This is a genomic window from uncultured Comamonas sp., assembly GCF_964277875.1.
Classification (GTDB): Bacteria; Pseudomonadota; Gammaproteobacteria; order Burkholderiales; family Burkholderiaceae_C; genus Comamonas; species Comamonas sediminis.
Genome location: NZ_CAXYJV010000047.1, coordinates 144947 through 158734, shown reverse-complemented (window position 1 = coordinate 158734; position 13788 = coordinate 144947). Strand labels below are relative to the sequence as shown.

The 13788-nt window shown below is 66.3% G+C and carries 13 protein-coding genes; 2 read left to right on the top strand and 11 right to left on the bottom strand.

What is annotated here, in order from left to right:
- The first annotated feature begins 3 nt into the window (after positions 1-3).
- The gene (locus ACHWUQ_RS19575; RefSeq protein WP_394682157.1) at positions 4-945 is read left to right on the top strand and encodes an alpha/beta hydrolase; all 942 of its coding nucleotides are present in this window, start codon (positions 4-6) and stop codon (positions 943-945) included.
- A 57-nt stretch (positions 946-1002) separates the two neighbouring features.
- Here the strand turns inward: ACHWUQ_RS19575 and ACHWUQ_RS19570 are convergent, their stop codons facing one another.
- The 8 genes from ACHWUQ_RS19570 to ACHWUQ_RS19535 form a co-directional block, all read right to left on the bottom strand.
- Positions 1003-1920, bottom strand: coding sequence for an SMP-30/gluconolactonase/LRE family protein (locus tag ACHWUQ_RS19570; RefSeq protein ID WP_394682156.1), 918 nt, complete (start codon positions 1918-1920; stop codon positions 1003-1005).
- 57 nt (positions 1921-1977) lie between these two features.
- The gene (locus ACHWUQ_RS19565) at positions 1978-2877 is read right to left on the bottom strand and encodes an amidohydrolase family protein (RefSeq protein ID WP_394682155.1); all 900 of its coding nucleotides are present in this window, start codon (positions 2875-2877) and stop codon (positions 1978-1980) included.
- Between the two features lie 60 nt (positions 2878-2937).
- A complete protein-coding gene (locus ACHWUQ_RS19560) occupies positions 2938-3894 on the bottom strand; it encodes a tripartite tricarboxylate transporter substrate binding protein (RefSeq protein WP_394682154.1) in 957 nt (318 codons plus the stop codon).
- Between the two features lie 47 nt (positions 3895-3941).
- The gene (locus ACHWUQ_RS19555) at positions 3942-4934 is read right to left on the bottom strand and encodes a tripartite tricarboxylate transporter substrate binding protein (RefSeq protein WP_394682153.1); all 993 of its coding nucleotides are present in this window, start codon (positions 4932-4934) and stop codon (positions 3942-3944) included.
- A 15-nt stretch (positions 4935-4949) separates the two neighbouring features.
- The gene (locus ACHWUQ_RS19550) at positions 4950-5957 is read right to left on the bottom strand and encodes a tripartite tricarboxylate transporter substrate binding protein (protein ID WP_394682152.1); all 1008 of its coding nucleotides are present in this window, start codon (positions 5955-5957) and stop codon (positions 4950-4952) included.
- A gap of 140 nt (positions 5958-6097) precedes the next feature.
- Complete coding sequence (locus ACHWUQ_RS19545; RefSeq protein WP_394682151.1) at positions 6098-7027, bottom strand: NAD(P)-dependent oxidoreductase; 930 nt, start codon at positions 7025-7027, stop codon at positions 6098-6100.
- Complete coding sequence (locus ACHWUQ_RS19540; protein ID WP_394682150.1) at positions 7024-7710, bottom strand: RraA family protein; 687 nt, start codon at positions 7708-7710, stop codon at positions 7024-7026. Before ACHWUQ_RS19540 ends, ACHWUQ_RS19545 begins: the two co-directional genes overlap by 4 nt.
- 256 nt (positions 7711-7966) lie before the next feature.
- Positions 7967-8971 carry a Bug family tripartite tricarboxylate transporter substrate binding protein gene (locus ACHWUQ_RS19535; RefSeq protein WP_394682149.1) on the bottom strand — a complete coding sequence of 335 codons (1005 nt, stop codon included), beginning with the start codon at positions 8969-8971 and terminating at the stop codon, positions 7967-7969.
- A 141-nt stretch (positions 8972-9112) separates the two neighbouring features.
- Between ACHWUQ_RS19535 and ACHWUQ_RS19530 the strand changes: the two genes are divergently transcribed.
- Positions 9113-9961, top strand: coding sequence for an IclR family transcriptional regulator (locus tag ACHWUQ_RS19530; RefSeq protein WP_394682148.1), 849 nt, complete (start codon positions 9113-9115; stop codon positions 9959-9961).
- A gap of 66 nt (positions 9962-10027) precedes the next feature.
- Here the strand turns inward: ACHWUQ_RS19530 and gudD are convergent, their stop codons facing one another.
- From gudD to ACHWUQ_RS19515, 3 genes are all read right to left on the bottom strand, one after another.
- Entirely contained in the window at positions 10028-11380 is a 1353-nt protein-coding gene (gudD, locus tag ACHWUQ_RS19525) for a glucarate dehydratase (protein ID WP_394682147.1), read from the bottom strand.
- Positions 11381-11455: 75 nt separating this feature from the next.
- Positions 11456-12451: a Bug family tripartite tricarboxylate transporter substrate binding protein gene (locus tag ACHWUQ_RS19520; protein ID WP_394682146.1), complete on the bottom strand. Its 996-nt coding sequence runs from the start codon at positions 12449-12451 to the stop codon at positions 11456-11458.
- A 174-nt stretch (positions 12452-12625) separates the two neighbouring features.
- Positions 12626-13672: a LacI family DNA-binding transcriptional regulator gene (locus ACHWUQ_RS19515; RefSeq protein WP_394682145.1), complete on the bottom strand. Its 1047-nt coding sequence runs from the start codon at positions 13670-13672 to the stop codon at positions 12626-12628.
- Positions 13673-13788: the final 116 nt, after the last annotated feature.

Sequence of the window (13788 nt, the reverse complement as noted above, 5' to 3'; positions counted from 1 at the left end):
CCCATGCGCTTGTCCACCCTCTACCCAAGCGCCTGCGCGGTGCTGCTGGCCGGCTTGCTGGCCACGGCGCCGCAGGCGGGGGCGCAAACCGCCCAGCAAGGCACTGCAGCCGATGCACCCGCTGCGGCCACGCCCAGCACAGCAGCCACACCCGCCAGCCCCTATGTGATGCCCGCCACCCAGGTCTGGGACATGCCATCGGACAACGGCGAGGTCTACCGCATCTTTGTCTCGGCACCGGAGAAGGGCGAGCCCCCCAAGGGCGGCTACCCGGTACTTTATGTGCTCGATGGCAATGCCTACTTTGGCTCCTTCGCGCAGGCGCGCTGGGTGCAGGACTACCTGCCCGTGGGCAAGGCCATCATCGTCGGCGTGGGCTACCCGGGCGACAAGCCCTGGGATGTGCGCCGCATGGCCGACTACACGGCGCAGCTGCGCGAGCCGCTGTCGCCCGAGGTGCGCCCTTTTGCCCAATACAAAAGCGGTGCGCGCGCGCCGTTTCTGGATTTTTTGACCGGCAAGCTGCGCCGCGAGATCGCCCAGCGCTACCCTGTCAACCTGGAGCGCCAGTCGCTGTTTGGCCATTCGTTTGGGGGGCTGTTTGCGCTCTACGCGCTGTACGAGCGCCCCCAGGCCTTTGAGGCGATTGTGGCGGCCAGCCCCTCGATGGAGTGGAACGGCCAGAGCATTCTGGACGAGGAGCGCGTGTTCCGCGACAAGGTGCAGGCCGGCAAGGTGGGGGCCACCAGCCGCCTGATGGTGGTCGTGGGCGACCACGATGCCGATGGCGATCCCGAATCGGCCCGCATGCTGGCCGAGCGCCTGGAAGCACTGTCCGGCTGGGGCCTGCGCGTGCGGTTGCAGCGCTACCCCAACGAGGTGCATGCCAGCGTGCCGGCGCAGGCGGCGAATGACACGATGCGCTTTGCGTTTACCTTGCGTTAGGGCGCTTCTGTCAAACCTGCGCCCGTAGGGATGGACGCGGATCGCCCGAGGCCGCGTTCAGACCCCCTGGTGAATGGGCATACCAGCGGTGGCCAAGGTCGTCGTCAAGATACGGCCATAGGTGGAATCGGTGACAAACAGCTGCTTGCGCTCCGCACCGCCAAAAGCCAGGTTGGTGGTGGAGCTGCCCTTGATGCCGCAGAGCACCTGCACCGGCTCGGCCAGGTGGTTCAGCACCCAGACATAGCCCAGGCCCGGGTTGGCGACCAGCACATGGCCCTGGGCATCGACGGCCAGGCCATCAGGGCCGCTGGGCCCGTACGAGGTGAAGAACTGGCTCACCTTGGCAACGCTGCCATCGGGCAGCAGGGGCACGCGCCAGACGCAGTTGCCACGCGTCACCGCCAAATACAGCACGCGGCCATCGGGTGACAGCGCCACGCCATTGGGGCTGGGCACATGGTTCAGCAGTAGATCGAGCTGGCCATTGGGGCGCAGGCGGTACAGGCGGCCGCTCGGGTCATGCAGGCCGCTCTGGCCCTGGTCGGTGAAGTACAGGTTGCCTTCGGCATCAAAAATCAGGTCGTTCACGCCCTTGAAGCGCTCGCTGTTGCGGCGCTCCAGATAGGGCGTCACCGCGCCGCTGGCCACATCCAGCTGCATCAGGCCGTTCTTGTAGTCGGTGATCAGCAGCTTGCCCGGCGCCAGAAACTTCAGGCCATTGGGCTCGCCGTCGTACTCTGCCACCTGGCTCCACTGGCCTTGCGCATCGATGCGAAAAATGCGGCCCCAGGGTATATCGCTGACATAGAGGTTGCCGGCCTCGTCAAACACCGGGCCTTCCAGAAACGAATCGGTAATCGTACCGGCCCGGTTGGCATCGGCCCAGGCGCTGCGCTCGCGGCGGCGAAAGGATTCGGGCATGGCGCTGAAGGTCTCCAGGGTGCGGACTTCAGGGGATTGCAGCAGAAACATGGGTCGGCCTTCTTGGCATCAAAAACGGGAGGGGTGTGTGCAGGATCTTGCCAGGGTTCAGCAAGACTGAAAGCCGTAAAGCTGGGCGGGGTTGTCGACCAGAATGCGGTCCATCATCGCATCCGAAGCCGACCAGACCTGCAGCAGATTGACCAGGTCCGTATCGTTAACGCTGCCCGGCCGCTCGGTGGTGTGCGGCCAGTCGGAGCCCCACACCAAGCGCTCGGGCGCAGCCTGCACGAGCGCGCGGCCCAGCGGCACGGTATCGGCATAGCTGGGGCCATGCACCTGGGAGCGCATATAGGGGCCAGAGAGCTTGACCCAGCACCGGCCACCATCGAGCAAGCGGCGCAGCACACCATAGGCCTCGGCCGATGGGCCTTTGGCCGGATCCATACGGCCCATATGGTCGATGACCAAGGGCACCGGCAGCTGCTGCAGCACCGGCTGCAATTCGATGATCTGCGCCGCCTCGGCAAACACCTGGATATGCCAGCCGGCACAGTCCGGGTGGCGCGCCAGCTTCTGCGCCAAGGTCTGCAGCATCCCGGGCGTGGTGGTGCCCCAGGACTGGGGCGAGACAAAGTTCACCCGCAGCCCACAAACGCGCCGCGCCGCCAGGCGGGCCAGCTCGGCATCGCTCACATCGGCATCGACCACCGCCACGCCGCGCGCGCTGTCGCCCAATTGGTCGAGTGCATCCAAGGTGCAGTCATTGTCAGTGCCATAGGTGGATGGCGTGACCACCACCGTGCGCGAGGTGCCCAGGCGCTGTTGCAGCTGCCGGTAGGCAGCTACCGGCGCATGGGGTGGCGTGCGCGGCCAGTGTGCCGACGGCGCAAAGCGCGTGTCGAAGATGTGCATATGGCTGTCGCAGGCCAGCGCAGGCAGGCTGCGCGCAGGGCGGTTCAGGCCGACCGAATGCGGCACGGGAGTGGAGAGATCAGGCAAGGTCATCGCGGTGCAGGCGTTTCATGAAGGGGCTGGCCGCTGCTGCAGCGGCCAGTGGGGCGGAGCTCAGTCGAGTTTGATATTGCCCTTCTTCACCACCTCGCCCCATTTGGCATCTTCCTTTTTCAGAAAGGCGCTGAACTCTGCCGGTGTCGAGCCCACGGGCTGTGCGCCCAGGTCCGACAGGCGCTGTTGCACTTCAGGCTCCTTCAGCACCTCGGCAATCGCCTGGTGCAGTTGTTGGGAGACAGCGTCTGGCGTACCGGCGGGCAACAGCACGCCATTCCATTCATAGGCCTCGTAGCCGGGGATGACCGTCTCTGCCACCGTGGGCACATCGGGCAGACGGGCCGAGCGCTGGGGCGAAGACACGGCCAGCGCACGCAGCTTGCCGCCGCTCACCAGCGGGTAGGACGCGGCCACGGTGGCGAACATGAAGTCCACCTGGCCGCCCATCACATCGGCAATCGCCGGGCCACCGCTCTTGTAGGGCACATGCACCATGTCCAGGCCCAGCTTCTGGCGGAACAGCTCAGCCGCCAGGCGCTGCACCGTGCCGCTGCCGCCCGATGCAAAGTTGATCTTGCCCGGTTCGGCCTTGGCCTTGGCGATCAGGTCGTTGATATTCTTCAGCGGCGACTCTGCCTTCACCACCAGCGCATTCGGTGCCAGCAGCACCAGCGACAGCGGTTGCAACGCGTTGGCGGCGTAGGGCATCTTGGCGAAGAGGTGCGGGTTGACCGAGTAGGGCGTCGCGTCATAGAGCATGGTGTAGCCATCGGCCTTGGCCTTGGCCACAAAGCTCGCGCCAATGGTGCCGCTGGCGCCGGCCTTGTTCTCGACGATCACGCTGGTGCCCAGCTTGCTGCCCATGCGGGTGGCCAGCACACGGGCCACCGCATCGGCCGCGCCGCCCGGGGCGTAGGGCACGACGATGGTGATGGGGCGCTCGGGGAAGGCGGCATGGGCGATGCTGGCGGCCAGTGCACAAGCGGCGATCAGCGGTTGGATAAAGCGGGGCATGTTGTCTCCTGAAGGGGTCTAGGTATGTCTGGGGTGCGAGGTCTGGGTCAATCGGCCTTGAGGTCCAGGTCGCGGGCAATCTGGGTATAGGTCGTCACTTCGCGCGCCACCTGGCTGCCAAAGGCCTGGCCGCAGGTCGAGTCGGCATCCAGGCCCAGGCTGTGCAGCTTCTCCACCGTGGCGGCGTTGCCGGCAAAGCCGCGGGCGGCTTTTTCCAGCTGCTGGGCAATGGCGGCGGGCAGGCCGGCAGGCGCCATCACGCCGTACCAGACATCGGCTGCGTACTTGCCGCCACCGGCCTCGGCAAAGGTGGGCACATCGGGCAGCAGCGAAGACCGCTTGGGCGATGCCACAGCCAGCGCCGTGAGCTTGCCGCTCTTGATCTGCGGCAGCACCGAGCCCAGGGTGGCAAACGAGCTGTCGAGCTGCCCGCCCATCAGATCGGTCACCACCGGGGCGGCGCCCTTGTAGGGCACATGGTTCAGCTGCAGGCCATTGGCGCGGGCAAACATCTCGGTCGCAAAGTGGCCGGAGCTGCCCATGCCGGCGGTGCCGGCCGTCGTGCGGCCAGGCTCTTTGCGGGCGCGGGCCATGTAATCGGCGAGGCTCTTGACCGGCAAGCCCGGCTGCACCACCAACACCGTCGGGCTGGTGCTGACGGTGCACAGCGGCTGGAACGACTTGACCGCATCAAACTTGACCCGGCCGCTGTAGAGGCCCGGAATCATCGTGTGGTTGGTCGCAGCAAACAGCAAGGTATAGCCATCGGCCGGGGCACTGGCCACCGCTTGGGCGGCCAGGATGGTGTTGGCGCCAGGCTTGTTGTCCACCACAAAAGGCTGGCCCAAACTGCGGCCTGCGTAGTCGGCAAAGGCGCGGGCCACCACATCGGTGGGGCCGCCTGCCGCAAAGCCCACCACTAGCCGCACCGGCTTGGCCGGGTAGGCGGGGGGTTGCGCAAAGCTGGTGCTGGCCGCCAGCGCTGCAGCCGCCACCAGCGTAGGCAGCGCCAGTGCGGGCAGATTTTTCTTCTTGAACATGTGCTTGTCTCTTTCTCAATCCATGCGAATGCCGCTGGCGCGGACCACACCGGCCCATTTGGCGGTCTCGGCCTGCACAAAGCTCGTGAATGCCTGCGCGCTGGAGCCTACGCCTTGTACCCCCAGTTCGGCGAAGCGTTTCTTCATCTCGGGGCTGGCCACGATGGCACGGGTTTCGGCCTCCAGCCGCTGCAGCACTGGTTGGGGCGTGCCAGCCGGGGCGAACAGGCCGTTCCACTCGTTCACCTCAAAACCGGCCAGGCCGGATTCGGCCATCGTCGGCACTGGCTCCCAGCCTTCGCTGCGCTGGGCCGAGGTGATGGCCAGCGCGCGCAGTTTGCCGCCTTTGACAAAGGGGCCACTGGCCGTGGTGGCGCTGAACATCACATCCACCTGGCCGCCGATCAGGTCGGTCAGCGCCGGTGCGCCACCGCGATAGGGGATATGCGTCATCTCCAGCTTGGCGCCTTGCTTGTACAGCTCGGCGGCCAGATGCTGTGCGCCGCCGTTGCCGGCCGACGCATAGCTGAGCTTGCCCGGTGCTGCCTGCGCAGCGCGGCCCAGGTCGGCCACCGAATGCAGTGCCGAGTTGGCCGGCACCACCAGCAGCAAGGGCACCTGGTTGATCAGCGAGATCGGCGCGAAGTCCTTGGCCGGCTGGTAGGGCAGTTTGGCGAACAGGCTGGGGTTGACGGTAAAGGCCGTCGCATCGAGCAGCAGCGTATAGCCATCGGGCGCAGACTTGGCCACGGCCGCCGCGCCAATGGTGCCGCTGCCGCCGGGGCGGTTGTCTACTATTACCTGTTGGCCCAGCCGGTTGCCCAGCTGCGTGGCCAGCAGGCGCGCGGTGTTGTCGGCATTGCCGCCGGGCGGGTAGGGTACGACGAGCTTGATGGGCTTGTCGGGCCAGGGGCTCTGCGCCTGGGCGGGCAGCGCAGCGGCAATGCCTGCTGTGACGGCGGTGGCGGCCAGCGCCTGGGCCGCTAGCGCCATCGGCCAGCGGCGGTTAAAAACCTGCTTCATGGTTGTCTCCTGTCTTGCTCAGGGGTTCGGTAGCGGGCCGCATGCTTGCAGCCTCTTGGTGTGTGTGGACCGGGACCATGCCCGGCCCGGTTTGCTGCCCGGGCAAGCAACGCTGGCTTGCCCGTGCTCCCGCCAGCGCTTCAAGCCGTGGCGGGCGCCTTGGCCAGCACCGCCAGCAGGTTCTGGGCAGCGCCCACGCCCATGTTCACGTAGGCATCGCTGGTCACGCCGCCGATGTGGGGGCTGAGGATAAAGTGCGGCTCGCGCTGGAACGGGTGGCCGGCGGCCATCGGCTCCACCGCAAAGCTGTCCAGGCCGGCAGCCATCACCTGGCCGGCGCGCACGGCATCGAGCAAGGCGGCCTCGTCGATCAGGCCACCGCGTGCGGTGTTGACGACGATGACGCCGCGCTTGCACTGCGCCAACGTGGTGGCGTTGAGCATGCCCCGGTTCTCGTCGGTCAGCGGGCAGTGCAGCGAGATCGCATCGGCCTCGCGCCAGATCGTCTCCAGGTCCACGCTCTGCACATAGGCCGGCAGGGTCTTGGCAAAGGGGTCAAAGCCGATCACGCGCATGCCCAGCGCATCGGCCATCTTGGCAAAGCGCAGGCCAATGGCGCCCAGCCCTACCAGGCCGACGGTGCGGCCCCCCAGCTCCAGGCTCTTGTGCGTGGCCTTGTCCCAGTGGCCGGCATGCATGCGGGCATCCAGCGCCACGACCGACTTGGCACAGGTCAGCAGCAGCGCCAAGGCCTGCTCGGCCACGGCTGCAGCATTGGCGCCCACGGCGGCTACGACTTCAATGCCACGCGCCTTGGCCGCGACTTTGTCGATGGTGTCGGTGCCGCTGCCGTGCTTGGAGATCACCTTGAGCGACGGCGCCGCGTCCATCACCGCCGCGCCGACCTTGCCGTAGCGCACGATGATGGCGACCGGGTCATGCTGTTTGGCCAGTGCGACCAGGTCGTCTTCGGTCGGCGTTTTACCGGCGTAGATGACTTCATAGCCGCCGAGCAGGTCCAGCGCTTGCTGCGCCAGATCGGCGCCGGTGACGATGATGCGGGGGTTCACAGCGATTCTCCTTCCTTGAGCACGCCTGCCGCACGCAGTGCAGCGGGCAGCCACTTCGATGCCGTGTCGCCACGGGCAATCGCGTCGATGCGGGCGGCTTCATCGGCGACCTTCTTGTCGGCCAGCGCCAGCATCGCAGGCGCCTTGGCGCGCTCGATCACGACCACGCCATCGGCGTCGCCCACGACCAGGTCACCGGGGTTGACCGTGGTGCCGCCGGCCGAGATAGAGTGGTTGATGCGGCCAGGCACAAACTTGGTGGGGCCGGCGGGGTTGAAGCCGGCGCTGAACACCGGGAAGTCCAGCTCCAGGATCTCGAGCTTGTCGCGGATGGCGCCGTCGACGATGACGCCGGCCAGGCCCCGCTTCTTGCAGGCGCTCAGCATCAAGGTGCCCATCAGTGCGGCCGTCTGGTCACCCTTGCCATCGATCACCAGCACATCGCCGGGCAGGGCCAGCGCAATGGCGGCGTGGATCATCAGGTTGTCGCCGGGGCGCACTTCGACGGTGAAGGCCGGGCCGGCGACCTGCATGTTGTGCTGCACCGGTGCAACCCGCGCATGCATGGTGCCGCGGCGGCCGGCCACGTCGGCCAGAATGGCGGCCTGGAAGCTGCTGGCCTTGGCAACGACCTCGGCGCTGATGCGCTCGATGTCACGGATGATGTCGGGAAGTTGGCTCATGGTGTGGGTCCGTTGGGAGGGATGGAGAAAAAAGGGGTTGGGCTGGCGCTGGGCGCCGCATGGGTCTTTCCGTGGGGGATGGCCTGCACTGCGTTGGCGGAGCCGGCGTTTTGCAGCGCGCCCAGCGCTTGGGCGCAGGGCGCTGTGCTGCCCGCCGAGAAACGGACGGGCACAGCCAAGCTGGCGCAGTGCATGGCGCGGTCTCTCAGCGGATAGGGTGGAAAAGAGGGTGGTGCGAGCCGGCTGTGCGGAGGCCTTAGTTCAGGCTGGCGCCCGAGTCCTTGACGATCTTGGCCCAGCGGGGTACTTCGGCGCGCATCAGCTTGCCAAAGTCTTCCGAGCTGCCGCCCAAGATATCGCCGCCTTCGGAGCGCAGCTTTTCTTTCACGTCCGGCTCGGCCAGCGCGGCATTGATCGCCCGGTTCAGCTTTTGCACCACGGCGTCCGGCGTGCCGGCCGGCGCGAGGATGCCGAACCAGGTGATCGCCTCAAAGCCCGCGCTGCCGGATTCGGCCATCGTCGGGGTCGAAGGCAGCTCGCCCGAGCGCTGCTTGGAGGTGACCATCAGCGGCTGGAGCTTGTCGTTGCGCACCTGGCCGATGAGCGAGGGGATCGATCCGACAAAGAGGTCGATCTGCCCGCCCGACAGGTCGGTGATGGCCTGCGCAATGCCCTTGTAGGGGACATGGCGCAGCTTGATGCCTGTGGCCTGCTCGACCTGGGTGACGGCCAGGTGGGCGACGGTGCCGTTGCCGGAATAGCCGACGGTGACCGTATCGGGCTTGGCCTTGGCGGCCTTCAGCACTTCGGCGATCGAGTGCAGCGGGGTGCCGGCGCCGCTGACCATCAGGATCGGCGACGAGGAGACGAGGGCGACCGGGGTCAGGTTCTTCAGCGGGTCGTAGGGCAGCTTCTTGTACAGCGCCGGGTTGATGGCCAGGTTGCTGGTTTGGCCCATCACCAGCGTGTAGCCATCGGGGGCGGCCTTGGCGGCGGCATCCACGCCCAGGTTGCCACCGGCGCCGGGCCGGTTGTCGACGACGATGCTCCAGCCGTTTTTCTCGGTGATCTTTTGGGCGACGGCGCGGGCAATCATGTCGGTGCCGCCGCCGGGCGGAAAGGGCACCAGCAAACGAATCGGCTTGGCCGGGTAGTTGCTTTGGGCGTAGGCGCCGGTGGATGCTGCCGCCAGCACTGCCGTACCCAGCACCAGGCTGCCCAGGCGCGCCGAGATCGAAATCGCTCGTGTCGTGATCGTCATACCTTGTCTCCGTATCGTTCTGTTGATTTATTCCTTTTGGTTCAAAACCTGTTCAAAGCCTCGATGACCAATCGGTGCGCCACTTTAAAAAAAAGTTTCAAGGGATACAATGCCGTTTCAACCAATGAAACACATTGCACGATGAGCAACCCTTCTCAGCGCCCCAAAAGCCCCCGGCCCAAGGCCAAAACCGCGCCTGTTGCTGCGCCGCCGCCGGTGCTGGAATCGGCCCATGCCGAGGCCCTGCCAGAAGAGGGCGCATCGTCCACCAGCACCGTCACGGCGGTGCTGCGTGCCATGCAATTGATAGACGCCTTTGCGTTGGGTGAATCCCATCTGCCACTGGCCGAGATGAGCCGGCGCTGCGGCCTGCACAAGACCACGGCGCTGCGCATCGCGCGCACCTTGGCGCAGGCCGGCTACCTGGTGCAGCGCGACGATGGCGACTGGCGCCTGGGCCCGGCAGCGGGCTGGTTGGGCGCGCGCTACCAGGCCGGTTTTGATGTGCAGAACGTGCTGGAGCCGGCGCTGCGCGCATTGACGATGGCGAGCGGCGAGAGCGCTGCCTTCTATGTGCGCGAAGGCAATGTACGCACATGCCTGGTGCGGGTCGAAGGCCCGCAGGCCTTGCGCCACCATGCGCGCATGGGCGAGGGCCTGCCGTTGGACAAAGGCTCTCCCGGGCGGGTGATTCTGGCGTTCTCCGGCGAGCCGGGGGCTCTGTACGAAGCGATACGCCAGCGCGGCTACCACTGGTCGATTGGCGAGCGCGAGCAGGGCGTGGCCACCATTTCTGCGCCGGTGTTCGGCAAGCACTGGCGGCTGCTGGGCTCCGTCTGTGTGTCCGGTCCTGCATCGCGCCTGCCGCAGCACAAGCTGGAGGAAATGTCCAAGACCGTCATCGCCGCCGCCAACCAGATCTCCTACGAATTGGCCGGCAATGCGGGGCCTTCGGCAAGCCTGGTCCGGGCCAGCCACTGGCACCCCTGAGTCCAGCGCGGATGCCCGTGGCGCGTGCCCCGTGCTGCCTGCCGAACGGGGGATTGCCGCAGCGGCTCAGCGCACCATGCAAGGGCGCTTGTTGTCAAAGCGCCAGTTGGGCACCAGGTACTGCATCGCGATCGCATCATCGCGCGCGCCCAGGCCGTGCTGCAGGTAGAGCTGGTGGGCGCGTTCCACCGCATCCATGTCCAGCTCGATGCCCAGGCCGCCCTTTTGCGGCAGCGCGATGTAGCCGCCGTTGATCTGCAGCGGCTGCTTGGTGAGGCCCTGGCCGTCCTGCCAGATCCAGTGCGTGTCGATGGCGGTGACCTTGCCGGGCGCGGCGGCGCCCACATGGGTGAACATGGCCAGCGACACATCGAAATGGTTGTTCGAATGCGAGCCCCAGGTCAGCCCAAAGGCCTGGCAGAGCTGGGCCACGCGTACCGAGCCCGACAGGGTCCAGAAATGCGGGTCGGCCAGCGGAATATCGACCGATTGCAGCGACAGCGAATGCGCCATCTGGCGCCAGTCGGTGGCGACCATATTGGTCGCCGTCGGCAGACCGGTCGCGCGGCGGAACTCGGCCATCACCTCGCGGCCGGAGAAGCCTTCTTCGGCACCGCAGGGGTCTTCGGCATAGGCGAGGATGCCGTGCAGATCGCGGGTGATGCGTACTGCATCTTTCAGCAACCAGCCGCCATTCGGGTCCAGGGTGATGCGGGCCTTGGGAAAGCGCTCGTGCAGCGCGCGGATGGCCTCGACCTCGTCCTCACCGCGCAGCACGCCGCCCTTGAGCTTGAAGTCTTCAAAGCCATAGCGTGCATAGGCGGCTTCGGCCAGCCGCACGATGGCCTGCGGGTCCATGGCTTTTTCATGGCGCAGGCGCTTCCAGTCATCGGCCTCGTCGGGGAAGCTCTGGTAGGGCAGGTCGGTCAGGTTGCGGTCACCCACGTAAAACAAATAACCCAGCATCTGCACCGAGGTGCGCTGCACGCCTTCGCCCAGTAGCGCCGCTACCGGCACGCCCAGGTGCTGGCCCAGCAGGTCCAGCAGGGCCGATTCGGCAGCGGTCACCGCATGGATGGTGGTGCGCAGGTCAAAGGTCTGCAGACCCCGGCCAGCACTGTCGCGGTTCGCAAAGTTGCTGCGCATCGCGTTCAGCATCGCGTTGTAGTGGCCCACCGGCTGGCCCAGGATCAGCTCGCGCGCGTCTTCCAGGGTGTTGCGAATGCTCTCGCCACCGGGCACCTCGCCCACGCCCGTGTGCCCTTCGCTGTCGGTCAGGATCAGCAGGTTGCGGGTGAAGAACGGCGCATGGGCGCCGCTCAGGTTGAGCAGCATGCTGTCATGCCCGGCCACCGGCACCACGCGGTAGCCGGTGATGCGGGGGGTGGAACTGGGGGAGGTGCTGGGGGTGGCTTGCATGGTGGGCAGAGGTTGAATGTTGGGGGGATGTGCAGCGGGCGTGTTGGCTGGCCCGCTGCGGGGTCCGTTTTCTGTTTATTGTGCGGTGATGTTGCCGGTGGTGATCACCTGCTTCCAACGCGCAAACTCCTTGCGCTGAAACTCGGTGAAGACCTCGGGGCTGTTGCCGACCACTTCCAGGCCCATGTCGGTGAACTGCTTGCTGACGGCAGGGTCATGCAGCGCTTTGACAATGCCGTCGTAGAGCTTGGCCTTGACATCGGCCGGCAGATTCTTGGGGGCGGCAAAGGCCTGCCAGGCATAGACGTCCATGCCATCGATGCCGGCCTCAGCCATCGTCGGCACATCGGGCAGCACGGCCGAGCGCTTGTTGCCCGTCACCGCAATCGCCTTGAGCTTGCCCGACTTGATGTGCGGGAACACGCTGTTCACGTTCTGGAAGGACATGTCCACCTGGCTGCCCAGCAGATCGGCGGTGGCCGGCGCGCCGCCCTTGTAGGGCACATGCAGGCCCTTGGTGCCCGTCTTCTGCCAGAACAGCTCGGCGGTCAGGTGGTCCGACGAGCCCGCGCCCGAGGTCGCAAAACTGACCGTGTCGGGCTTGGCCTTGAGCATCGCGATGACGTCCTGCACGTTGTTGACCTTGGGCGCCAGACTGGGGTTGACCACCAGCACATTGGCCGTTTGTACCGCCACGGTGATGTAGCTGAAGTCGCGCGTCGGGTCATAGGGCAGGCCCTTGATCAGATGGGGCGCGACGACCAGCGGTGCCAAGGACGAGACCAGCAAGGTATAGCCATCGGCCGGGGCGCGCACCACCTGCGCGGCGCCAATGCTGCCGGTCGCTCCGGCCTTGTTTTCCACCACCACCGACTGGCCCCACTGCTGGCCCAGGTTGTTGCCAATCGCGCGGGCCACCGTGTCGGTCGCGCCGCCCGCGGGGAAGGGCACGATGATGGTGATCGGCTTGTCCGGCCAGGCCCAGGCGCTCGGACTGGCGGCCAAGGCCGCAGCGCTGGCGCAGACGAGGGCCGCTATTTTTCTCCATCCGGTGGTTGGGGGGGTGGTCATGTTTGTCTCCTGCTTTCAAGGCGTTGCTGAAATCTGGCTGAGCGATGGTTCGCTTCGTGTAGTTAACGTTAACATTGGAATTTGTCGTATTGTTAACGTTAACTTTGGCTGAGAAATCAGTAATTACCCGAAATTGCCAGTGGGGCGGGGCAGCAAATTTTGTCGGAGAGCTGTCTAGCCGCTGCTGCGCTGGGTGATGGAAAAGCCGATATCGACACGCGGCGCATCCACCGGCTGGTCCAAGGTGCGGGCGACGATCATGTCGGCGGCCAGCTGGCCAATGCGCGTGCCATCCAGCCGCACGGTGGTCAGCGGCGGGTCGGTGTCCTTGGCAAACTCCTGGTCGCCCAGGCCCACCACGGCCAGCTGCTGGGGCACCTGCAGGCCCTGGTGCTGCGCCTCGACCAAGGCGCCCAGGGCCAGCGTGTCCGAGCTGCAGAAAACGGCGGTCACTTCGGGGCGCTGCGCCAGGATCTCGGCCAGCCCGCGCCGGCCGCCACCCAAGGTGCTGGGCGCCGGCGTGTAGGCCACCGTCACCTCGGGCAGGCCGGCGGCTTGCGCCGCTTGTGCATAGGCGGCCACGCGTACGCGGGCACGCGCATCATCGCCGCTGACCATGCCCAGTTGCCGGTGCCCGTTGCCAATGAAATGCGCCGCCACCGCTTGGCCAATGGCACTGTGCGAAAAGCCCACCAGCATGTCGATCGCCGAATCGGTCAGGTCCCAGGTCTCCACCACCGGAATGCGCGAAGCCTGCAACAGCGCCCGGCCTTCTTCGGATGCCGCCATGCCGATCATCACAATGCCATCAGGCCGGCGCTGGATGATGGCGCGGATCAGGTCCGCCTCCTGCGCGGCGTCATAGCCGGTGCGGCCAATCATCAGCTGGTAGCCATGCTGGTTCAGTGCATGGTCCAGCGACTGGATCAGCTCCTGAAACACCGGCCCCACCAAGGTCGGCAGCAAGGCCGCCACCAGCCGCGCCCGCGACAGCCGCAACCCGCTGGCCAGCGCGTTGGGTACATAGCGCATGCTGGCGATGGCATCGCGCACACGCTGCAAGGTCTCCGGGTTGAGCCGCTCGGGGTGGTTGATCGCCCGCGACACCGTCATCGCAGACACACCCGCAGCGCGGGCTACATCTTGGATCTTGGACGGTCGGTTGCTGGCTTGCACGGGCTGGTGGGGAAGGTGGCTGAAAGTGCCGCTATCGTAGTCCATGCCAGGGGCTGCGGGGCGGTGCAGCGGGATTCCTCTCGCGTTTAGCGGGCCAGAGTCCCCCAATGCCTACAGCGATCTGGTTTCTCAGGCTTGTGGTCTGAATCACAAATGCAATA